This window comes from Actinospica durhamensis (assembly GCF_018139695.1).
In the GTDB taxonomy this organism is placed as follows: domain Bacteria; phylum Actinomycetota; class Actinomycetes; order Streptomycetales; family Catenulisporaceae; genus Actinospica; species Actinospica durhamensis.
The window spans coordinates 1-22,924 of the sequence record NZ_JAGSOG010000083.1 but is presented as its reverse complement, the minus strand read 5'-3'; the positions used below and the strand labels follow the sequence as shown (position 1 = coordinate 22,924).

14 protein-coding genes are annotated in these 22,924 nt (G+C 70.5%); 4 read left to right on the top strand and 10 right to left on the bottom strand.

Translation table 11 applies throughout. From position 1 onward, the window contains the following. Positions 1-2: 2 nt before the first annotated feature. The gene (locus KDL01_RS17710) at positions 3-683 is read right to left on the bottom strand and encodes a cysteine hydrolase family protein (protein WP_212529627.1); all 681 of its coding nucleotides are present in this window, start codon (positions 681-683) and stop codon (positions 3-5) included. Between the two features lie 177 nt (positions 684-860). Here KDL01_RS17710 and KDL01_RS17705 point away from each other — a divergent pair, with 177 nt between their 5' ends. Beyond that, complete coding sequence (locus KDL01_RS17705) at positions 861-1,373, top strand: IPT/TIG domain-containing protein (RefSeq protein WP_212529626.1); 513 nt, start codon at positions 861-863, stop codon at positions 1,371-1,373. A 25-nt stretch (positions 1,374-1,398) separates the two neighbouring features. Here KDL01_RS17705 and KDL01_RS17700 read toward each other — a convergent pair whose 3' ends face one another. From KDL01_RS17700 to KDL01_RS17665, 8 genes are all read right to left on the bottom strand, one after another. Beyond that, the gene (locus KDL01_RS17700; protein ID WP_212529625.1) at positions 1,399-2,454 is read right to left on the bottom strand and encodes a Gfo/Idh/MocA family oxidoreductase; all 1,056 of its coding nucleotides are present in this window, start codon (positions 2,452-2,454) and stop codon (positions 1,399-1,401) included. A 128-nt stretch (positions 2,455-2,582) separates the two neighbouring features. Further along, entirely contained in the window at positions 2,583-3,857 is a 1,275-nt protein-coding gene (locus KDL01_RS17695; protein ID WP_212529624.1) for a ricin-type beta-trefoil lectin domain protein, read from the bottom strand. Between the two features lie 259 nt (positions 3,858-4,116). After that, entirely contained in the window at positions 4,117-5,808 is a 1,692-nt protein-coding gene (locus tag KDL01_RS17690; RefSeq protein WP_212529623.1) for a methyltransferase, read from the bottom strand. A 72-nt stretch (positions 5,809-5,880) separates the two neighbouring features. Beyond that, positions 5,881-7,041 (bottom strand): 4-hydroxybenzoate 3-monooxygenase, encoded by a 1,161-nt coding sequence (locus KDL01_RS17685; protein WP_368861589.1) that lies wholly within the window; start codon positions 7,039-7,041, stop codon positions 5,881-5,883. A gap of 138 nt (positions 7,042-7,179) precedes the next feature. Next, the gene (locus KDL01_RS17680) at positions 7,180-7,767 is read right to left on the bottom strand and encodes a TetR/AcrR family transcriptional regulator (protein WP_212529621.1); all 588 of its coding nucleotides are present in this window, start codon (positions 7,765-7,767) and stop codon (positions 7,180-7,182) included. A 56-nt stretch (positions 7,768-7,823) separates the two neighbouring features. Then, positions 7,824-9,188: an MFS transporter gene (locus tag KDL01_RS17675; protein ID WP_212529620.1), complete on the bottom strand. Its 1,365-nt coding sequence runs from the start codon at positions 9,186-9,188 to the stop codon at positions 7,824-7,826. A 124-nt stretch (positions 9,189-9,312) separates the two neighbouring features. Then, positions 9,313-9,696 carry a DUF302 domain-containing protein gene (locus KDL01_RS17670; RefSeq protein ID WP_212529619.1) on the bottom strand — a complete coding sequence of 128 codons (384 nt, stop codon included), beginning with the start codon at positions 9,694-9,696 and terminating at the stop codon, positions 9,313-9,315. 137 nt (positions 9,697-9,833) lie between these two features. Then, positions 9,834-10,478 carry a hypothetical protein gene (locus tag KDL01_RS17665; RefSeq protein ID WP_212529618.1) on the bottom strand — a complete coding sequence of 215 codons (645 nt, stop codon included), beginning with the start codon at positions 10,476-10,478 and terminating at the stop codon, positions 9,834-9,836. 362 nt (positions 10,479-10,840) lie between these two features. Between KDL01_RS17665 and KDL01_RS17660 the strand changes: the two genes are divergently transcribed. The 3 genes from KDL01_RS17660 (at position 10,841) to KDL01_RS17650 (ending at position 18,575) form a co-directional block, all read left to right on the top strand. Then, the gene (locus tag KDL01_RS17660; protein ID WP_212529617.1) at positions 10,841-11,188 is read left to right on the top strand and encodes a hypothetical protein; all 348 of its coding nucleotides are present in this window, start codon (positions 10,841-10,843) and stop codon (positions 11,186-11,188) included. A 517-nt stretch (positions 11,189-11,705) separates the two neighbouring features. Then, positions 11,706-14,234 carry a hypothetical protein gene (locus tag KDL01_RS17655; RefSeq protein WP_212529616.1) on the top strand — a complete coding sequence of 843 codons (2,529 nt, stop codon included), beginning with the start codon at positions 11,706-11,708 and terminating at the stop codon, positions 14,232-14,234. A gap of 18 nt (positions 14,235-14,252) precedes the next feature. Beyond that, the gene (locus KDL01_RS17650; RefSeq protein ID WP_212529615.1) at positions 14,253-18,575 is read left to right on the top strand and encodes a leucine-rich repeat domain-containing protein; all 4,323 of its coding nucleotides are present in this window, start codon (positions 14,253-14,255) and stop codon (positions 18,573-18,575) included. 82 nt (positions 18,576-18,657) lie between these two features. Here the strand turns inward: KDL01_RS17650 and KDL01_RS17645 are convergent, their stop codons facing one another. Next, a complete protein-coding gene (locus tag KDL01_RS17645) occupies positions 18,658-22,608 on the bottom strand; it encodes a glycoside hydrolase family 3 C-terminal domain-containing protein (protein ID WP_307846383.1) in 3,951 nt (1,316 codons plus the stop codon). Between the last annotated feature and the right edge of the window lie 316 nt (positions 22,609-22,924).

The following is a 22,924-nucleotide window of genomic DNA, read 5'->3' as shown; positions in this document are numbered from 1 at the left end:
GCTCACCAGGCCCCGGCGTCCGCCGTCTCGGCGACCGCCGCACCCGTCCCGGCCGCCGCGTCTCCCGCGTCCGCGCCGGTCGGCCGGCCCACCACCTCGGCCACGGTGGCGATCCGGGCGAAGCGTCCGGCCAGCGCGTACTCCACCCGCTCGAGGATCTCCGCCGACCCGAGCGTGCGCGGATCGGCCAGGATCTGCTCGGGGGTGAGCTCGTCCGGGTCCTCCACCTCGGCCAGCAGGTCGCGGTGCGGGATCGGGTTGGTGGCGGTGGCGTCGATGACGAAGGTGACCGCGTAGCCGAGGTCGGAGGCCAGCCGCGCGGTGGTCTCGCAGCACTGCTCGGTCCGGATGCCGCACACCGCGACCTCGCGCACGCCCCGCTCGGTCAGGATCTGGCCCAGGTTGGTGGTGGTGAAAGCGTTGTGCGAGGTCTTGCGGATCTCCGGCTCGCCGGGCAGCGGCTCGAGCCCGTCCTGATAGCGCACCAGGCCGGACTCCGGATCGAACGGCCCGCCGCTGCCGGGCTCGGAGTGCAGCACCCAGACCACCAGGTCGCCCTGGGCCCGGGCGTGCCCGATCAGGGTGTTCACATCGGCCACGATGTCCGGGTTGGAGCTGTGGCGCCAGATGGGGCGGGAGACGAAGGACTCCTGGACGTCGATGACGATCAATGCTCGGCTCATGCCACGAGTCTGCGGCTCCGGGCCGGGCGCCGCCAGATCGCTTCAGGTCCGGAAGCGGAACGATCCGGTCACCGCCGGGGTGGCGCATCGGGGTCCGGCTCACTCGTTCGGAGGATCGGCGGCGCGACACGCCGAACGGACGGCGGCGTCGCCCCCGCGCCGGACGACGATGGCCCCGTGCCCAGCCCCGCCTCCGCGACCGAGACCCCGACCCGTGTCGGGGCCCGCCTGCTCGCCGGCCTGTGTCTGGCCTTCGCCGCCGCGGGCCTGACCGCCCCCTCCGCCGCGGCCGCCACCGCGCACCGCCCGGTGGTGAGCACCGTGTGGCCGGCCACCGCGTCCACGGCCGGGGCCACGGTCACCGTGACCGGGCGTGGCTTCACCGGTACGAGCTCCGTCAGCCTGCTGAGTTCCCCGTCCGCGAGCGTGACCGCCCGGCCGGCGTACGCGGCCTACACCGTGATCTCCGACAGCACCCTGCGTCTGTCGGTGCCCGCGCACGAAGCCGGGGCGGTCTGGGTCAAGGTCACCACCGAGGACGGTTCGAACCTCTACAGCGCCGCGGACCAGTTGCAGTACACGCAGACCGGCGCGTCCTCGCCGTCCTCGGCCGCGCCGGGCAAGGACGCGCTCGGCGCACTGCTGCTGGCCATGGTGATCGGCATGGTCGCCGGACGCAGCAAGAGCTGACCGGCCCCCGGGCCCGGCCGCCGTCTCAGAGCTCGATGACGCGTCCCTCGTCCGCCGAGCGCCGCGCCGCCTCGATCACCTCGAGCGTCCGGACGGCGTCGGCCGGATCGACCGGGACGGGACCCTGGCCCCGCACCGCCTCGGCCATCTGCGCGTAGTAGTCCGTGTACCGGCCGGGCAGCGTCGGGTACGGGCTCTCCTCGCCCACCGCGCCGAGCGTGCCGTAGCCGTCGGGCGCCGTCTCGCCGAAACCGGTGTCCGCCGGGGTACGCCCGGCGCGCAGCTCGTCCTCCTGGCCGTCGAGCCCGTAGCTCACGTAGGCGGCCTTGCTGCCGAGCACCCGGAAGCGCGGGCCGAGCAGCCCGGCGGTGGCGCTGGCCCACAGGTGCGAGCGCACTCCGTTCGCGTGGGTGAGCGCGACGAAGGTGTCGTCGTCGGCCTGGGCGTTCTCGCGGCGCACGTCCGCCTCGGCATACACGTGCACGGCCGGGCCGAACAGGGTCAGCGCCTGGTCCACGAGGTGGCTGCCGAGGTCGTAGAGCAGCCCGCCTGCCTCGGCCCGGTCGCCCTGCTCCCGCCAACCGCCCTTGAGCTGCGGGCGCCAGCGCTCGAAGCGGGACTCGAACCGCCGCACCTCGCCGAGCCGTCCGGCCCGCATGACGTGCGCGATGGTACGGAAGTCGCCGTCCCAGCGGCGGTTCTGGAACACGCTGAGCGGCAGGCCGAGGCGTTCGGCCGTCTCCACCAGGCCGCGGCCCTCGGCCGAGCTGACCGCGAGCGGCTTGTCCACCACCACCGCGGACCCGGCCTCGAGCGCCGCCTCGGCCAGCGACACGTGCGACTTGTTCGGCGAGGCCACCACGATCAGGTCGAGACCCAGCGGCCACAGCTGCTCCGGCGCGCCCACGACGGTCACGCCCGGATACGCGGACACCGCCTGCCCGGCGCGCTCCGGATTCGAGGTGACCACCGCGGTCAGCTCGACGCCGGGGGTGGTCGCGAGCAGCGGGGCGTGGAAGAAGCGGCCGGCCGTGCCGAAGCCGATGAGGCCGACGCGCAGGGCCGCGGAGGTGTTCGCCATGAGCCCCAGTCAATCATCCCGCCCGGGCCGTTGCGCGTCGGCCCCCGCGCGCCGGGTGGGCGCGCGGGGGCCGGGTGTGTGGTGCGGGTGGTGCGGGTGGTGCCTCGGTTCAGCTGAGGCGGGCCGGCTTAGACCGCGCCGGCCGGCAGCACCCACTGCTGGTTGGAGGTGTCCGCGCAGTCCCAGATCTGCAGCTGGGTACCGGATCCGCCGTAGCCGGTGTCGTCAAGACACTTATTCGACTGTGGATTGTAGAGTTCTCCGTTGGACTGGGGTTCCCAGACCTGTGCTCCCGTGCCGTTGCACGTATAGAGATCCACGGCTGTGCCGTCGGCGGTACCGCCTCCGTTGATGTCCAGGCAGTCGCCGAAGACCCGGATGGTGCTGCCCGCCTCGACCACCGTCCACTGCTGGGCGTTGGTGTTGTTGCAGGTGTAGACCTGGACCGGGTTGTAGAGCGCGGTGCTCGCGCTGCGGTCGTCCAGGCACAGGCCCTGGTAGCCGGTGATCGCGCCGGTCCACTGGCCGGAGGTGCCACCGCCGCCACCCCCGCCGCTGCTACCGCTGCTCGTGCTGTACGCGGCGACGTAGGCGACGCTCATGGTGCCGCCCGAGGTGGTGGCGGAGGTGGGGCTGGTGCAGCCGCACACGCCGTTGGGGTAGGCCCCGCCCATGGCCAGGTCGAGGATGATCGAGAGGTTGTGGTCGAACGCGGCCTGCCACACGCTGGTGCCGACCTGCGCCTCGGTGACGGTGAAGTACGCGTTGCCGTCGAGGTAGAAGGTGATGGACTCGGCCGAGGTGTTCGTCCGGTTCAGGATCATCGTGTACGTGTGGAACCCGGACTGGCACCCGCCGCAGCCGACCAGGCCGCTGCCGATGCCGTCGGGCTCGTTGCACGCACCTCCCGGGTCCACCCCGCAGTGCACGGTGCCCGAGAGCTCGGAGAGCGAGTTGACGTCCTCCATGATGTCGATCTCGCCGTTCTCCGGCCACTGGCCCGGCCCGAGCATCCAGAACGCCGGCCAGTACCCGAGCCCGCCCGAGGGCTGCTCGATCGACGCGGTCACCTCCAGCTCGCCGCCCGCCGGGGCGCCGACGTTCGCGCTGGTGGTCTGCACCCGCCCGGAGGTCCAGCTGCTGCCGCTGCCCAGGGCCGTGATGTCCAGGTGCCCGCTGCCGTCCTGGTGCACGTTCGAGGTCGAGTTCGTCATCGTCTCGATCTCACCGGTGCCGAAGCTCGAACCGGCCCCGGTGTCATACATCCACTGCGAGTCGATGCCGCTGCCGGACGCCCCGGAGAAGCCGTCGCTAAAGACCGTGGACCAGCCCGAGGGCGGCCCCGGCACGGTGGTGGCCGAGGCCGGGGTGGCCCCGACCGCGGCACTGAGCGCGATCGCCATCGCAGGCGCCGCGATCCACGCCGCGACGCGACGCCGCAGTGGTGTGCGGCCGCGTCCGGAAGTGGAGTGGGTTCTGTGGGTATTCATCGTCGTTCCGGCTTTCCACGCGGGGCCGCAGGTCCACGGCCCGGAAACGCTTACGGCGTATATTGGTCCAGACCACATCCCGCGTCAATGCTTCGTTTTCGATCAGTACACTGACCTGCGGTTCGGTCCTTTCGCGGCGGATCGCGCCGCCGGCGGGGCGCGTGCGCCGAAGTCATCCGACCATTCGTGTCCTGCGAGCGCGCAGCAGGCTGCCGTCCAGCGGCAGCGGCGCCCGGTCGATCAGCTCGAACCCGGTGTCGGCCAGCAGCCGCGCGTAGTGTCCGGCGCTGCGTTCGCGGCCGCCGACGTTGCACATCATGTGCAGGTCCCAGGCCGTGGCCAGGGACGGCGAGCCGTCGGTGGGCAGCACCCGCTCGAGGATGAGCAGGTCCGCGTCGGCCGGCATCGCGGCGGCGCAGTGCCGCAGGATCTCGCGGCAGCGCTCGTCGTCCCAGTCGTGCAGGACGCGTGACAGGATATAGACATCCCCGCCGGGTAGGACGTCCGCGAAGTCGCCCGCGCGGTACGTGCAACGGCTGGCGCAGCCGGCCGCGGCCATGGTCGCGCGAGCGGCCTCGACCGCGTGCGGGCGCTCGAGCAGAATCCCGTGCAGGTGCGGATGGGCGGTGAGGATGCGTCCCAGCAGGTCGCCGTTCCCGCCCGCCACGTCGACGACGGTGGCCGAGGCGCCGGTGGCCGTCGGCGCGAAGACCGGATGCGCCGGGACCGGGTCGAACATGCGCGCGCTCGCGGCCATCGAGCGGTCGAAGAGGTCTGCGAGCTCGGGACGCCGGGCGAAGTACTCGAAGTGGTTCACACCGAAGAGGTGGGCGAACGCCTCGCGCCCGGTCCGCACCGCGTATCCGAGTTGCGCGAAGGAGTGATAGAACGAGCCTCCGTACATCAGGGCCAGTGCACGCATCGAGTACGGCTCGTCCTCGCGCAGCAGAGCGCCGACGGCGGTGAGCCGGAAGCCTGCCTTGTCCCGGGTCACCGCGCCGAGCATCGTCAGGTAGCGCAGCAGCGTGGCGAGGCTCTCAGGATGCGCGCCGGCCCTTCGCGCCAGCGTCTCGACATCGATCCCTGACTCCGTGTCCATGGCCTCCGGCAGCCGCAGGTCGGCGAAGGTCGCGAGAGCCTGGGTGGTCCACGCTCCGGTCAGCAGGCGCAGCAGCGTCTCGGCCGGCGCGTGCGTGCGCAGCTCGTCGAGGTGCGGCGCGAGGACGTCGCGGTGATCGCCCGGGGCGTAGAGCTCGACGCGCCGGTAGCCGGCCTTCGAGTCCGGCGGCGCGGCGAAGTAGAACACGGTGCCGTTCTCGTGCGGGTTGTAGCCGCCGCCCTCGGGCAGCGCACCGTGCCGGGCGAAGATCGCGCGCAGGCCGTGCAGCACGAGCGGGTCGGGGTGTTCGATCTCGAAGGCGACGTGGGCCTCGTTCTCCCGTACCCGTTCGTCGGCCGCGATGTCCGCCAGGTCCGAGCCCGGCGGCACGGTCAGCGCGAACACCTCCACCGCGCGTCGCTCGCCGCACCGGCCGTGCGCCACCGGACGCAGGATCCGTACATCGAGGTCGGTAGCGGCGCGCCGGTAGCGCGCGGCCACGCGGGCCCGCACGACGGTGCTCGGCCGCGGCGGCGCGTCCGTCGCCAGGCCGCACTCGGCGAGGTCGGTCCGCAGTGACTCGAGGTCCGGCGGGAACACGGCCAGCGCCGCGTGGGCGAAGCGGCAGCGGTCGGCCAGGGCCCTGAGTTCGGGGCCGTCGAGGCCCGGCAGAAGCAGCGGCAGCAGCGTGGCGGTGTCCTGGTCCCTGACGAAGTCGGCGGTCACGCGCAGGCGTGCGGCATCGCCGAGGATCGTCCCCGTCATCAGCAAAGTTTCCTCATTCCGACCGATCGGTGGTCTTCTGAAGTGGAGGTGGTCATGAAGGTGAATCAGTACTCAGACGCCGACGTAGTTCTCCGCGAACCAGTTCTGGCGGCTGCGCGAGGTACGCAGCGACGCGAGGCGGGAGCGGCGCAGCGCGTGCTGGAACGAACTGTCCGGGCCCGGGACGTCGTGCAGCAGCCGGATCATCCAGTGCGAGAACTCCTGGGCGCGCCAGATGACGGAAAGGCACTGGTCCGAATAGCGTTCCAGGCCTGCGGAATCGCCCCGCAGCAGGTCGGCGATCAGCGCCTGCCCCAGGATCTCGGCCTCAAGCACGGCCAGGTTCGCGCCCTTCGCGGCGGAGGGGCTGAGCAGGCTCGCCGCGTCGCCGGCGAGGAAGAGGGAGCCGTGGCGCAGCGGTTCGAGGACATCGGATTCGAGATCGACGATGCCGCGCTGGATGACGCGGCCCTGATTCAGCGGGCCGTAGTCGGCCGTACGCATCCGCAGTGCCAGTTCGTCCCAGATGCGGTCCTCGGACCAGGATTCGGCCGAGGTGCCGCGTTCGCACTGCACGTAGTAGCGCGTGACCTCGGCGGTACGGGCCATGTGCCCGGCGAATCCGCGGCCGTGCACCGCGTACGCCACCGCCGGCATGCTCGGCGGCGCCTCGGCCAGCAGCCCGAGCCAGGACAGGCCGTGGTCGCTGTGGTGACGCCGTACCGCGCCGGGCGGCAGCGAATTGCGGGCCGCACCGTGGCGTCCGTCGCAGCCCGCGACGTACCGGGCCCGCCAGCGGTCCGGGCGCCCGTCCCGGTCCCGTACCAGGACGCGGGGCCGGTCGGTGTCCGCGTCGAGCACGGCGCTCGCCTCGGTCTCGAAGCGGATCCGGCCGCCGGCGGCCAGGAAACACGCCAGCAGATCGGAGACGAGTTCCTGTTGCGGATACACCGTGTGCCGCTCGCCTCGGCCGAGGCCGGCGTAGTCGAGGGCGAACCGGCCGTCCTCGGTGCGGAACTCGCACCGGCTGTGCTCACGGCCGCGGCGGCGCAGCCCGTCGGCCAGGCCGTGGCGCTCCAGGATCCGGACCGTGTTCTCGGCCAGGAATCCGGCCCTGGTCCTGGTCTGCACCTGCCGACGGCTGGTGCGTTCCAGGATGACGCAGTCGATCCCCGCGTCGATCAGGACATTGCCGAGCGTCAGCCCGGCCGGCCCCGCGCCGAGTACGACCACATCGACGCTCTCGCATGCCCCGTCACCCCTGCCTTCTGCCACGAAGCGGGATCATATCGGCGCGAATCACCCAGACAACTATCTACTAGGCTGAAAGGGTGCGTCGCACCGCCACGTGTATGAATGCACGAATGACAGTCATCTGTTCGACTGCGCCAGCGCGAGGTCGAGCAGCGTCTCGGCGGTGGACCGGGAGACCGTGTAGGCGGAGGGGTCGTGGTCCATCCGGGCCGAGAGGCTGCCGCCGTCGTAGAGCAGGTGCATCCGGCGGCCAAGGGCCACCGGATCGGCCACGCCGGTCTGCGCGGCGAGGTCGGTGAACAGCGCGCGGACCCAGGCCCGGTAGTCGGAGGAGGCCTGCTCGACCTGGTCCCCGGCATGGGCCTCGGCACTGGCCCGGACGAACGCGCAGCCCCGGAAGCCCTGCTCCTCGGCCAGTTCGCGCTGCGCCTCGAAGACCGCGAGCAGGCGCTCGCGCGGGGTGTCGTAGCGGGCGATGTGCCCGGCGACGCGGGCGGTGATCCGCTCGTGCCGCCGATCGAGGTAGGCGCGGATGAGCGCCTCCTTGCTGCCGAAGGTGTTGTAGAGCGACGCCTTCGCCACACCCGCGTGCTCGATCACCCGGTCGATGCCGACGGTGCGCACGCCTTCCTCGTAGAAGAGCTCGTCGGCCGCGGCCAACAGACGCTCCCGCGCCGAGCCCCTGACCTCGCTCCGGACAGCCATCGGGAACACCTCCTGATAGGACGGAACACTGAACAGACTGACCTGTCTAGTCACCTCTAGTGTAGTTCCGCCGACGGCCGGCCGCGCAGCAGTCCGGCCAGGGCCGCGGCCGCCAGCACGATCACGGCCGCGCCGTACTCGTAGGACGTGGTGACCAGGCCGCCGCCGTGCACGACCAGGAAGCCGGCGATCACCGCGGGCAGGCCCATGCCCAGGTAGGAGATGGTGTAGAGCAGGGACAGCACGCCCGAGCGCTCGTGCGGCCGAGCCTGCGGGACCACCGTGCGGATGCCGCCCTGGAAGCCGCTGCCGAAGCCGACCCCGCTCACCACCGTGCCGACGAAGAACAGCGCGAGCGAACGGATGTCGAGGGCGAGCAGCGTCACCGCCACACCGCCGACCAGGGCGAGGATGCCGGTCAGCATGACGGTCCTGGCCTGCGCGCGGCGCAGCGCGATGACCGCGACGACCGCCGTACCGGCCAGTGCGGTCAGGCTCGCCGAGCCCAGCACGGTGTCGGGCGAGCCGGTCAGCGTGTTCACCAGGGCCGGGCCGAGCGCGCCGTACAGGCCCGCCACCGCCCACACCGCGAACAGCACCGGAGCCGCGACCAGCATCGATCCGCGCAGCTCACGCGGGAGCCGGATCTCGGGGACGAGCGTGGCCAGCGCACCGGGCTTGCGCGTCACGGTCTCGCGCATCAGCACGACTCCGAGAGCCTGGAGTGCGAGGACGCCGAGCAGGGCGAAGTAGATCAGGTGCGTCGGAGCCGGCAGGTAGCGCACGAACAGGGCCGAGATCAGCGCGCCGCTGCCGGTGCCCATCCCGGGCGAGACGGCGTTGGCGAAGGTACCGCGCTCCCGGTCGATGTCGAGCATGCCGGCGCCGATCGCGCCGAGGGCCGCGCCGGTGGACAGGCCCTGGATCACCCGGGCCGCCAGCAGCTCGGGCACGCCGTCCGCGGTGGTGAACAACACCAGCGAGGCGGCCTGCACCACGAGCGCGGCCAGCAGCACCGGCCGGCGGCCGAGGTGGTCGGAGAGCTTGCCGAGCGTCAGCAGCGAGACCAGCACGGCCAGCGCGTAGACGCCGAAGACGACGGTGGTGGTGATCGGGCTGAAGCCCCAGCGCGCCTGGTAGATCGCGTAGAGCGGGGTGGGCGCGGCGGAGGAGGCCAGCGCCGTGACCACCAGCGAGGCGAGCAGGAAGATCGCGGGCCGCCCGGACAGCCGCGGGAACCGCGAGGCCCGCGCGGTGTCGGTGACGTCGGCGGTGGTGACCGTGTCGGCGACGGTGGTGGCCGAGCCGGGGACGGCTTCGGCGGTGCGCAGCGGGAGGGGTCGCACCCGGCCGTCGACCCAGGGGTGCCCGCGCTCGGCGGGCGGGGAGCTGACTCTGGGGACGGAGGCGGTGTCGGTCACGGTAGGCTCCTCGAGGGATTGAAAAGACAGGTCTGTCTACCTCTGCCGGTACTTTATACAGACAGGTCTGTCTAGTCAACTGCCACGGGGCCTGGCCGAGCCCGCCCAGCTCAGAACTCTGAAATCAGTCCGCTGCGGCAGCGGCGGCGGCGACCTTCTCCACCAGGCGCAACGGCGCGATCACCTGGGCCGGCACGCCGTACTGCGCCGCCCACGCGTCGATCGAGCGGTACAGCAGCTCGACCTGATCCTCGTGCTGCCGGACGAGCAGCCTCAGCGGCAGCTCGTAGGCCAGGTCCGGGCTCGCGTTCATCACCGGCGTGCCGCCGCGCGCCGCGCCGAAGACCAGCACCGTCGTCGGCGGCATGTGCAGGCCGGCCTCGCGCGCGTTCGCGGCGTGGTCGAAGCGCGCGAAGACCGTCGCACCGCGCGCGGCGATCTGCTGTTCGACCCGCGTCACCGTCTCGGCGAATCCGTGGGCGCTGGGGATGGACGTCAGCTCTGACAACTTCTGCTCCCGATCTCGTGGGCACACAACGCTCATCCTCTGCCCCCGCCGGCGCCCGCGCCCGCACGGACGGCCGAACGGCCCAATCGCCGGACGGCCGAACGCCGAACGGGGCGTCAGGCCCCGCGTCCCCGATGCTAACGCGGCGTCAGCCATCCCCGAGCGGCGGCGATGAAGCCGTCCGGCTCGACCAGGCTCACGATCAGCGCCTTCACCTCCATCCGGGCGAAGAAGCTGGACAGGCAGCGTTCGGTGCGGCAGGGAGGGTCGATGGTGATCTCCACCAGACCGTGCGCGGAACCGTTCGCCAGCCACGAGCCGCGGCGGCTGTGCACGCCGATCGTGCCCCGGGTGCGCAAGGACGACGCAGCCACCGCGCGCACCGACGCGCGCGGTACGTCGACGGCGAAGTCGGCCATCCGGAGCCTGAGTTCGTCGGCGTGGATCTCGACGCGGCCACCGTCCGGACCGCCGCCGAGCGCGGTGTCGGCCCACCGGGAGAACCGGCCCATCCCGTCGTAGCTGATCGCGAACCGCTGCGGCGCTCCGGTCGGCGCCGGTGGGGTCGTCTCGGGTCGGGTCGGCGGCTGCCCGGGCGGCGTGCCGTTCCCGCCGCCTTCTTCGCCCCCGGCCCCCGCGGCCCGGTACTGCGCCAGGACGTGGCGCCGTGCGGCGGCATACGACTCACCCGTCGCCGCCATCCGCCGACGCGCCGCTTCCTTGATCTTGTCGTGCGACATCGCGCCCTCGATCCGGCAGCCTCGGCCCGGCGCCCTGGCCACCGCTGGTCACGATGGAGTGGGGGAAGGTCAACACCACACGAGGGCTGCGCCGCTCTTGTCCTCGAGCGCTACCGCCGACGCCGGGTCGGAGCAACTCGGATCAGGCAGGTGTGACTGCCACCACGACTGTATCGCGCCCGAATTGCGCTCGCCAGACCGGGAACCGCCGTTCCCGGCACGGCGGGCGCGCGCCTGCTGACCATCCTTCAGGCATCGCGTCTAACACCCCGTCACGGGGTCGGCAACACGGGGCCTGGTCCATCTACACCTTGGTGTGATTATCGGAGTATCTCGATCGGGCCAAGGGGAGAACCCGCCCGGCGGAACTCCGCCACCCTCACCTCGAAAGGAAGCCCCCAGCCATGCGCATCTCCCGCCCTCTCGCCGCGGTCGGCCTCGCCGGCGCCTTCGCCCTCGCGGCCCCGGCCGGCCTCGCCTACGCCGAATCGAAGCCGCAGCCCCGCGCGACGGGCCAGTTCCTGTACTGGAACCACAACGACGGCCAGCAGGCGCTGGTGAACCCGCCCAACGACCGTTGCCTCGCGATCAACGCGCAGAACGTCGCCGGCCCGATCTCCAACCTCACCGACCGCGACGCCTACGTCTTCACCCTCCCGGGCTGCAACGGCGCGGCCTTCAAGGTGTTTGCCCACTCGACCACGTACATCCCGTTCCCGGACTCCAGGTCGGTGCTCTTCCCGGTCGACTGATCCCGAGGCCGGCGGCCGGCGGGCGGCTGGTCGGGCTACTCAGCCCGACGCCGCCCACGGTGCCGACCGCGGATCGGCGGCGGTGCGACGGCCGCGGCGCGAGGACGGCATGGTCGTCGACCGCGACCGACGGGTCGAACCTCTGCGGACTGAACCGACCCACGAGCAGCGGATGAACACCGTCGAGCGGCCCGGGACCAGCATGCACATCCGGCTGCGGCCAGGCACTTCGGCGGCGTATTCCGCTCGGCCGGTCCGGCCCGCGACAGCCCCACGGCTGCCCCACGACCTCCCCGCGACAGCCCCGCGACCTCCCCGGGTCGCGCATCGTTACTCAGACCACTGCGTCATCGACAGCCCGTACCGGGTCCGCTACAGTGGCGGGCGCGGCGGGTCTCCCACACGGAACTCGTATGGTAGATAAGTACTCCCGGGAGTGCCTATCTGCCATTCCGCGTTTTCACAGCCTTCTTTTCCGGGCTTTCTCATCAGGGATTTCCTGTCGCAGAGGTCGAATGTGGCGAACAAGAGAACCGCCGGTTTCGCAGTAGTCACCAGCATCGCCGCGAACGCGGTGAACGGGTTCCTGGCCGCCGCGACGGCCGCTGTCACCATGCCCTCGTTCACCGTCCCGAACCTGGTGACGGTGGACGGCACCCAGGTCGGCCTGTCCGGCTCGGTCGCGCTGGCCGCGCCGCGGGTGAGCTTCACCGCGAACGCGGGCAACCTGATCGACCTCGCCCTGTCCGCGACCGGCACGATCCAGCTCACCGCGGACGGGGCCGACCTGCTCGAGGTCCAGGTGACGCTGTCCACGAGCCTGAGCGTCCCGCCGGTCGTCGACCTCACGCCGCTTTCCCTGTCGATCGGGCTGGACCCGGCCGGGACGTCGGCGAGCTTCCTGGAAGTGTCCGTGCTCTACGGACCGCCGCTGCCCTCCGTCTACCAGAAGGCGTTGGCCGACAGTAAGGTGCTCGCCAAGTTCAACGCGGCGCTGCACGCCATCCCGGCGAGCGCGCTCACCTTCACCGTCCCGGGCGCGGCGGGCACGTTCACGGTCGACTTCAACGGCTTCAAGGTCGGCGTCGACGTATCAGACGTCGTGGTCGTACCGCTCGACGGCGTGCTCGACGTGGCGAGCGACGTGTCTCCGTACACCTCCGGCGTCGCCGCCGAACTGGTGAACCTCATCACCGCCCCCTCCCCCTCGCCGCTGTACTTCGAGTACGGCAACGACGGCTACGTCACCGGGCCCGACGGCTACACCTTCGGGGGCCACGGCGGCGACGGTGTGAACCTCGCCGCCGCGATCGACTCCGACTTCCTGTGCGCCGTGGTCAACGGCCCGGCCTCGCAGCAGCTGTCCGGCTCGCTGCTGGCCATCGACCCGGACGACCTGCCCATCGTCTACACCGTCGTCGCCGGGGACACCCCGGACAAGATCGCCGAACAGCTCTACAAGACGCTGACCACGTACAACGTGCAGCAGTGGCTGCAGTACGGCTCGATCACCGTCAGCCGCTCCGGCGCGAAGATCACGATGACCGGCCCGATCTCGATGCTCTCGCCCACGATCACCGCGCAGGTCACGCCCCCGTTCGGCAGCCCGCCGCACACCGCCGTGTCCGAAACCGCGCAGATCACCGGGGACGGCCCGCCGTGGGTCCTGGAGATCGGCGGCACCGCCACGCCCGGCGACCAGATCACCCTGGTCATCCCGATCGGTGGCGTCGCGATCAGCAACGTGTCCCTGGCGGCGCAGGGCGCGGTCGCGCAGCCCGGCACCGCCGCGCCGAATCTACCCTCGAACATATACCCCTGCCTGACGCTCACCCTCGAGGGCAACCTGCTCTACTTCGGCCCAGAGCCCTCGACCGGCACTCCCCCGCCGCCGGACCACATCACGCTCAACGAGAGCAGCATCTCGTTCACCTTCTCCATCTCCCTGTGCCCGATCATGATCTACGGGCAGGGCTCGCCGTACTGCGACATCGTCATGGTGAGCTGGTCGCTCTCGGTGCCGGACCTGACCGCGATCGGCGACCTGTTCCCGCTCGGCCCGTTCCTGTTCAAGGGCGCCATCAACGGCGCCGTGGACACGTACATCGGGGGCCAGCTGTTCCCGGACAGCTCGACCACGATGGGGCTGAGCGGATCGACGCCCGTCCCCGGCTCGCCGCAGTGGACCACCGCGTTCAACGTCCTCGGCGTCGTCGTCTTCCCGCCGCAGAACGACCCGGCGGCCCCCGGCGGCGAACTCGCCACCTACATCGCGGTCAGCACCACCGGCCCCGCCCCCGCCGCCGGCGCCTTCAAGGCCCCGGCCTTCGCACTGTCCGCCGACGACAGCCACTCGCTGACCAGCCTCGCCCCGATCCCGGTGCAGCTGTCGGTCAGCAACGTCACCTCACTGCTCGACCCGGCCCTCGGCATCCGAATAGCCTGGAACGCCAAGCGCAACGACACCTCGGCCCACGTACTCCACCGGGACACCCCGTTCACCGCCGCCGCCACCACGATCGCCGTCCAGCGCGCCGACGGCCCGACCGGCGACCTCGTCTACAACGACACCTGGACCGTCACCTGCAAGGTCTACCGCCCGGCCGACGCCCTGATGCCCGAATTCGTGTACTACGAAGGCTCCCTGCGCGTCGGCCTGACCGACGTCGTCGACCGCCACCACCCCTACGTCTTCTGGGCGCCGCGCGAGATATTCCTCGACCCCGGCTTCCCCACCATGCACTACCCCGACGGCAAAATCCGCAAGGTCCCCGCCTGGCGCCGCCAGCGCCGCACCCGCATCCACCGCACCGACCTGCTGATCCGCTGCATCGAAGTCCCCGTCATCTCCGCCCACAACCACGCCCCCGAGTACCTCGACAGCCTCGAGCACAACCTCAAGCCGCTCGGCTACAAGGCCGGCGGCGGCAGCGAGGACACCGCCGAACGCTGGCGCCACGGCGTCCTGTGCGACTACTGCTTCTACGGCGGCCCCACCCGAACCATCCTGAAAACCCCCACTGCGCCGACGCCGAAGTGGGTATAGCAGGGCGGGGAGGGCGCGATGACTTGGGGCGAGGACGAGGCACGACTGCGGATACGCCGGGCGATCCGGCGAGGGAAGACCTCGCTGTGGCTCAAAGACCTCCAGCTGACGCAGGTGCCGGAGGAACTGCGCGAGATTGAAGGCCTGCGCAAGCTGTACCTGCAGCAGAACCAGTTGGAGCAACTGCCCTCGTGGATGGCCGAGCGCTCTTCGCTGGAGGTTCTCCATCTCGACGACAACGATCTGACCGAGCTTCCGGACTGGATCGGCGGACTGACCGAGCTCAGAAGCCTGCGACTGCACCGCAACTTCCTGACAGGCCTTCCCGATTCGGTGACCGGGCTACGTCAGCTGGCGGTCCTGGGCATCACGGGCACCGACATCGCGCGGTTGCCGGATTGGATCGCCGGTCTGCACGCGCTCGGCGCGCTGTACATCGGTGATCTCCAGCTGGGCGAGCTGCCCGATTGGCTGCCTTCACTCCCACGGTTGACCGCGCTCGACGTGTCACGCAACTGGCTGACGGACCTGCCGCCGTGGTTCGGCGATATGCGGCGGCTCGAGCGCGTCGAGGCCTCGGCCAACCACTTCGACCGCGTTCCTGCCGTGCTGCGGCACCTCGGCCGGCTGACCGCCCTGGACCTGAGTGGCAATCAGCTTCGAGGACTTCCGGACTGGATCGGCGAGCTGACATCGCTCCGATCCCTGAACGTGCAAGCTAACGACCTTCGCGCGCTGCCCGAGGTCGTGGGGAACCTCACGGCACTGCGCTCGCTCAACGTTCAGGCCAACGCACTGAAGGAACTGCCCAATACCATCCCGCACCTGCACAGACTCACCGCACTGGCCATCGGCGGCAACGAACTGAAAGCTGTCCCTGCCTGGACCGCACAGCTGGCGAGGCTGCGGAGCTTGAAGATCGACGGTTGCTCCCTGGCCGAACTCCCCGAATCGCTGCGGGCGCTCAAGAGGCTCAACCTCCTTCACGCCCAGGGAAACCAGCTCGCCACCGTGCCGGCCTGGCTGGGCGAGTTCAGTCGTCTACGCGACCTCGCGCTTGGCAGCAATCAGCTGGCCGAGTTTCCATCCTGTATCACGCGGTGCCGGGATCTGCGCCGGTTGATCCTCGACGACAACGTGCTGACTGAAATACCGGGCTCCATCTCGTCACTCGACAAACTGATCACATTGTCCTGCGCCGGCTCCAGGCTCGAGTCGCTGCCTGCGGCGATGGCACGGCTGCGTCGGCTGGAGCAGTTGTGGCTCCAGAGCGTCGGGCTGACCACGGTGCCTGACTGGGTGGCAGAGTTACCTCGGCTGCAGCTGCTCGCTCTGTCAGCGAACCCGATCACTGAGGTTCCTGCCACGCTCCGCGGCCACGCCCGGATACGCGCCCTGTACTTCGAAAACTCCTCGCTCGCCGAAATGCCTGCCTGGATCGGCGATCTCCCGAGCCTGACCGGACTGGGCGTCGGCAGCGGGCTGGCCGAGGTTCCCGCGTGGGTCCGGTCCCTCAGGGGGCTGCAGGTACTGTGGCTCAACAAACTCGACCTGGACGAACTGCCCGACTGGATCGGTGAACTCACCCAGCTTCGTACACTGTCGTTCTACTCGTCCCCCATCGACACGCTCCCGGATTCGATAGCCAACCTGCGCAAGCTCATGCACTTCAACGCGTACGAAACGGGGCTCAGAGAGCTCCCCCAATGGATCGGTGGACTGACGAGATTGCAGAGTCTCTTCGCCGGGGGAAGCGAGCTCGCCCGGCTTCCCGCATCGATCCGGTCCCTTCGCAGATTGGAGAACCTGGAACTCGCGAGCAACAAGCTCGAGGTTCTGCCGGACGAGGTCGATTCACTGCGTTCACTGCGGAATCTCAGGGTGGATGACAACCTCATCTCCGAAGTTCCCCCAGGGCTGAGCCGCCTGTATCTCCTGAAGTCGCTCAGTCTCTCCGGGAATCAACTCACCGCAGTACCACCCGCAGTGCTTGATCTGCGCCTGCACAAGCTCGGCCTCGACCGGAACGCGATCCGCACGCTCGACGACCGGCTCCTGGACATGCCGTACCTCAAGGAGCTCGACGTCCACTCGAATCCGCTGATCAGCCCGCCTCCGGAGATCGCCGCCGACGGTATCTCGGCGGTCCTCGAGTTCCTGGCGGAGTGCCGGCGCGGCTCGTCGCATCAGTGGGAGTCGAAGATGCTGGTCGTCGGACAGGGCGGCGTCGGGAAGACCTCCACCATCAAGAGCCTGATCGATGAGCCCTTCGACCCGAAGGAGTCCACGACCCATGGGATGCGCACCTTCGACTACCGCGTTCCGCATCCCGAACGGCCGGGGACTCGGATGTACCTGCGTACCTGGGACTTCGGCGGCCAGGAGATCTATCACGCCACCCACCAGTTCTTCCTGACCGACCGCTCGCTCTTCCTGCTGCTGTGGAACAACCGCCTCGGCTGGGACCAGGGGCGGCTGAGGTACTGGCTGGACATCATCGCGGCGCGGGCGCCGAAGTCGCCCGTGGTGCTCGTCGCGACGAATGCGCCGCCCGAGGGAAGGCCCGTGGATCTGCCCTACGACGACCTCCGGGGCGAATACCCGCAGATCGTCGCGAGCGTCGCGATCGACAACGAGACCGGGGACGGAATCGACAAGCTGCGCGGCAGCATCGCCGACACCGCGGCGAATCTGCCCCTGATGGGGATCGAGTGGCCGACCACCTGGCTGAACGCCGCGAACGCCGTACAGGCACTGCCGGACAAACACGTCACGCCTGCCCGGCTGTGGCTCACGATGCGCGAGAGCGGACTCGCCAACACGCAGCACCAGCGGTTCATCGCGAGCGCGCTGCACGCCCTCGGCGCGATCCTGTTCCACATGGACGTGCGCGAGCTGCGCGACACGGTCATCCTGCGGCCCGAGTGGGTCAACTCCTACATCAGCCGCGTCCTGGACAGCCCCGAGGTCGAGCACTGTCACGGCCTGCTCAGCCGCGGCCACCTCGACGCGCTCTGGGAGGACCTGGATCGCGGGATGCGCGACCACTTTCTCGGCATGATGGAGGAGTACGACCTGTCGTACAAGACCGACGGCGAACACGGCGACGATCTGAGCCTCGTGGTCGAACGGCTGCCGTGGAGCGCGCCGGCCGCGTACCAGGAGCAGTGGGACCGGGTGGCACCGGGAGCCGAGGAGCACGAGGTCCGGGTGCACTACCAGCTCAACACGACGCCGCCGGGCATCCCGACCTGGTTCATCGCGCGGTCGCACCGCTTCACCACCGACACGCACTGGCGCACCGGCGCGGTGCTGGCGCACCCGGACGGGCGTCATCGAGCCCTGATCCGCGCGGACCAGCACCGCAACACCGTCGAGCTCGCCGTGCGCGGACCGTCGCCCGCCACGTTTTTCGCAGTGCTCGATGACGGGCTGAACCTGACGCTCGGCCGCTACCCCGGTCTGCACGTCAAACGCCTCGTGCCCTGCCAGTGCAGCCCGGGCTGCACCGAGCTGTTCGCCTACGAGGACCTGCAACGCCGCCTCGAACGGACCCCGCCGCGGCTGGACATCGAGTGCCACCGGACCGGCGAATCCGTCCACGTACCGCTGCTGCTGCTCGGCCTGCCGCCCTCGGAGCGAGAGGAGATCCGCGGTGCCCTGGCCCGGCTGGAGAAACAGGGTACGAATGTACTGGAGCGGCTCGAGGAGCACGCCGGCGACGGGCAGCGGATGTTCCTCAAACTGCAGCAGCAGGTCCAGGAGGGACTCGAGACCAGGTGCCCGAGCGTCTTCACCGTCGCCGAGCTGCATGGCGGGCGGGTCCGCGGGGCACGGTTCGAGCTCTCCCTCTACTGCGAGGAGCCGGGCAGCTGGCACCCGCTGCCGGGCGGCGCGGGCGTCTACCAGTTCAGCGAGTCGCCACTCTGGTTGCGCCGCATCGGCCCCTATCTGCGCGAGCTGCTCCTCGTGCTCAAGCACGTGGCCCCCTTGGCCGGACCGATCCTCGGCGTCACCGTCGAGCACCTCAACGACCGGCGGAAGGCGGACATCGAGCTGTTCTCGGCGTTGGTCGAGGACTTGCCCGAGCAGTTCGTCATCACGGCCGGGGACGGTCCGAACGTGGGAGACGCGCCGATGGAACGGGCCTCGAGCGAGGCGGACTTCCGGGAGCTGGAGGCCAAACTCGTCGAGCTGGATCCGACACGGAGGTGGGGTGGGCTCAGTCGCATCGCCACGCCCGAGGGTCTGACCCTCTACCTCTGTCCCGAGCATGCCGCGCCATACCTCAATCACCGGCGCCGGGTGGCGGGGAGATCCCTACTCCCGCCGCCGCGATAGACGGCATTCGCCCGGCCGAGTTCCCTCGGCCGGGCGAACTGTGTGCTGATACGGCTTTCGATGTTCGACTACTGCCTGCCGCCTACTGCACGACGGACCAGACGAACGTCGCCGTGCCGGTGACTCCTGCCGTGTCCTTCGCCGTCACTGTGACCGTGTAGGTGCCGAGGGTGGTGCCGGTGCCGGAGACCGTGCCGTTGGAGGCGATGGTGATGCCCGGGGGTAGGCCGGTCGCGGTGAGGGTGAGGGTTTGCGCCGTGTTGGAGTCCACGGCCTGGATCGGGAACGAGACCGCGGCGCCCTTCGGGCTGCTGTAGCCGAAGGGGTTGACCACGCCGACGGTCTCGGCGCCCGGCACGCCGCTGTTGGCGGTGACGTTCGCGCTGACGGCGGTGTTGGCCAGGGAGACGCCGGCTCCGGAGGCGCCGGCGGCGATCTGGCCGGTGAGCTTCTGGGCCAGGCTGGTCGTGCCAGAGAGCGGCAGGTTGTTCGACGCGTCTCCGACCTTGATCGAGTACGTGCCGGCCTGCGCCTCCCACTGGTTGTCCGCCGAGGACCAGGAGGCCAGGTCGTGGATGTCGATCGGGAAGGAGACCGTGGCGCTCTGGCCCGGGGTGAGCGAGACGCGTTGGAAGCCCTTGAGCTGCTCCGGCGGATCCGCGCTGGCGGCCGGGTCGCCCACGTACAGCTGCGCCACGTCGGCGCCGGCCACCGAGCCGGTGTTGGTCACCGTCGCGGTCACGGTCGCGTTGCCGTCGGAGTTGAAGGCCCCGACGCTGAGGTTGGAGAAGGAGAAGTCGGTGTAGGACAGGCCGTAACCGAAGGGGAAGGCCGGAGTGATGTTCTGGGACTGGTACCAGCGGTAGCCGATGTCCACGCCCTCGCTGTAGGTCGTGCCGGTCGCGGTGCCGGGCCACTGCGCGGTGGTCTGCGCCGGGACCTGGCTGAGGCTGGACGGGAAGGTGACCGGCAGCTTGCCGGACGGATCGACGGTGCCGAAGATCAGCGCCGCGGTCGCCGCGCCCGTCTCCTGGCCGCCGTACCAGTTCTCGAACACGCCCGCGACGTTGCCCAGCCACGGCATCACCACGGGTCCGCCGCTGTTGATCACCACGATCGTGTGCGGGTTGACCGCCGCGACGTCGTCGATCATCGTCTCGTCCGTGCTGGAGAGGTCGATCGAGGTCAGGTCGCTCTCCTCGCCCTCGGGCAGGCTGACGTAGACGATCGCGTCTGTCGCGGCCTGCGCGGCGGCCACCGCCTGCGGGATGTCGGTGGTGCCGTTGTCGTCGCCCGCGGTGTAGGTGACCTTCACGTTGGGCCCGACCGCGTCCTGGATGCCGGTGAGCGGCCAGACCGCGTTGTTGCTGTCCACCCCGCCGCTGCCGCCGCCGGCGATCTCCACCGCGGCGCCGCCGTCGGTGCCGATGACCGCGATCGACTCGCTGCCGCTCGGGTTCAGCGGCAGAAGGCCGTTGTTCTTGAGCATGACCGTGCCCTCCTCACCCATCTGCAGCGCGGTCTGCTGGTGCGCGGCGGTGGTGACGGTGGCGGAGAGGGATCCGGTCTGCGGGTTGTCGAACAGGCCGAACGCGAACATCTGCGTCAGGATCCTGGCGACGCCCGCGTTCAGCGTGGACTGGTTCAGCGTCCCGGCGGCCAGGGCGGCGGAGACTGAGCTGGAGTCGGTGAAGGGCATGGCCACGTCCATCCCGCCCTCGGCGTCCGCGACCGCGTTGCCGGCCGCGCCCCAGTCGGAGATGATGAAGCCGCCGAAGTCGGCCTGGCTGTCGAGCCCGTTGTCCAGCATGTCGGCGTTGGCACACGAGGGGGCGCCGTTGACCACGGCGTAGGAGCACATGAACGACGCCGGCGCGGCCTGCTCCACGGCGCTCTGGAAGGGCGCGAGGTAGAGCTCTTCCAAGGCCTGCTGACCGACGATCTCGTTGTCGCCGCCGTTCGGGTACTGCTCCTGGTCGTATGCCGCCACGTGCTTGACGTCGGCCATCACGCCCTGGCTCTGCAGGCCGTCCACCTCGGCCGAGGTGACCTGGCCGGCCAGGTACGGGTCCTCGCCGTAGGTCTCGTACGTCCGGCCCCAGCGCGGGTCGCGCACCAGGTTCGCGGTCGGGCCGAGCGAGACGTTCGCGCCCTTGCCCGCGAACTCGGCGCCCTTCGCCGCGCCCTCCTGCTCGATCAGCGTCGGGTCCCAGGTCGCGGCGGCGTTCTCGCCGTCCGGGAACGCGGTCACGCCGCCGTTGCCGTCACCGACTCCGGACGGGCCGTCCTCGATGTTCAGGTTCGGCATGCACAGGTTCGGGATGCCGCCGACCTGTCCGATGTACGTGGTGGCGCCGTCGCCCGAAGCCAGGGTGACCTCCTCGGCCTGGTCCATGGTGTTGAGCACCTGCTGCACCCGCTGGGCCACCGGCGCGGTGGACCCGACCCACGGGCAGACCCCGTTGCCGCCGGTGCCGTTGCCGCCGGTCACCGGTGCGGTCGTGGTCAGGCCGTAGACGTCGAACTCGTAGATCGAGTCGCCCCACTGCGTGGCCCGGGCGGTGGCGTACATGCGCACGTAGCGGGCGTTCACGGAGATGCTGAAGGTCTGCGTCCCGCCGGTCCCGGCCGTGGTGGAGTACTCCGTCGTCCAGGTCGCGTTGTCGTTGGAGACCTGGATCTGGAACGCCGAGGCGTACGCGGCCTCCCAGAGGAGCTCGATGCCGCAGATCTGCTGCACCGAACCGAGGTCCACCTCCAGCCACTGCGGGTCGCTGTACGCGCTCTCCCACCGGGTGCCCGGGTCACCGTCGGTCGCGGCGGACGGCGGGTTGCCGGTGGTGGAGTAGACCGAGGAGGCCGTGGTCGGCTCGTCCAGCGCGAGGTCCTGCGTGCCGCAGTACTCGGTCGGGCCGGTGCCGCCGGTGCCACCGCCGCCCCCGCTCGTCGAACCCTGCGTGAAGGCGAAGTAGTGGAAGTTCCAGCCGTTCGAGTCCTGATCCACGGTCAGGGTCTGCGCGCCGGCCGCCAGAGTCACGCTGGCCGTCACCGTCGCCCACGTCTCGTAGCCGCCGGTGTTCGGGACCGCGACCGAGCCGGAGAGGTTGGTACCGGCCGAGTTCGCGATGTGCAGCGCGTCGGTGATCCCGTACGGCGAGGCCACCCGGAAGCTCACGGTGTAGGTCCCGGCGGTCGCGACTTCAACTGTGTATTTGAACCACTGGCCCGCATTCGTCCAGCCCATGTCGTACGTGCCGCCAGCCGCGGTCGTGTCCTGGGTGTCGGCCGTGGTCTCCAGGTCGACGCCGTCCGACCGGTAGCCGTTGGCGCTTCCGTTGGCCGAGGCGACGCTGTACGCGACGCCCGAGCCGCCCGTGTCGTAGTTCGCGACCTGGACGGTGCCCGGCACGGCCGCGGGCGTCCCGCCGAACGGCGCGTCACCGCTCGTGCCGGTGCCGCCGGACCCGCCGCCGCTCGAGGTCTGCGTGAAGGTCATGTAGTGGAAGTTGAAGCCGTTCGAGTCCTGATCCAGGGTGAGCGTCTGCTGTCCGGCCGGCAGCGTGACGCTGACGGCCACCGTGGCCCAGGTCTCGTAGCCGCCGGTGTTCGGGACGGCGACCGGGCCGGAGAGGCTGGTGCCGGCCGAGTTCGCGATGTGCAGCGCGTCCGTGATCCCGTACGGCGAGGACAGGCGCAGGGCGATGCTGTAGGTGCCCGCGGTGGCCACGTCGACCGTGTAGTCGAACCACTGACCGGGGTTCGTCCAGCCCATGTCGTAGGCGCCGCCGGCCACGGTCGTGTCCTGGGTGTCGGCCGTGGTCTCCAGGTCGATCCCGTCCGACCGGTAGCTGTCGGCCGACCCGTTCGCCGTGGCGTTGTAGGCCACGCCCTGGCCGCCGGTGTCGTAGTTGGCCGCCTGGACCGTGCCCGGCACGGCCGCTGCCGTGCCGCCGAACGGCGCGCTGCCTGCGGCGTGGGCCGCGGTGGGCGCGGCCGTGAGCGAGAGCGCGGAGAGCGCCGCCGCCGCGAGCACCGCGCGCAGCGGGGAGCGCCGCCGGCCCCGCGCCCTCGCCGGCGCGCGTGTCGGGGTGGACGGCCGCTTCGGTGGCGCGGTGGGGCGCCCCGGCGGTCGCCGGAGAAGGAGAAGCCTCATTGCAGTCCCTTCGGATCCGCGGTGGGTGGGCAGCGGGACACGGCGCGCCCGCCGCCGCGAAACGGCAGCTCAGCCCGCCGTATCTGGCCTCTGAGAATTCGGAGAGCGCTCTCCAACCAGTGGTGTATGGCCAGAAGCCGACTGTGTCAAGCCTCTGCAACAGGTTCCGGGACGGGGGCGGGGGGATCGACTAGCC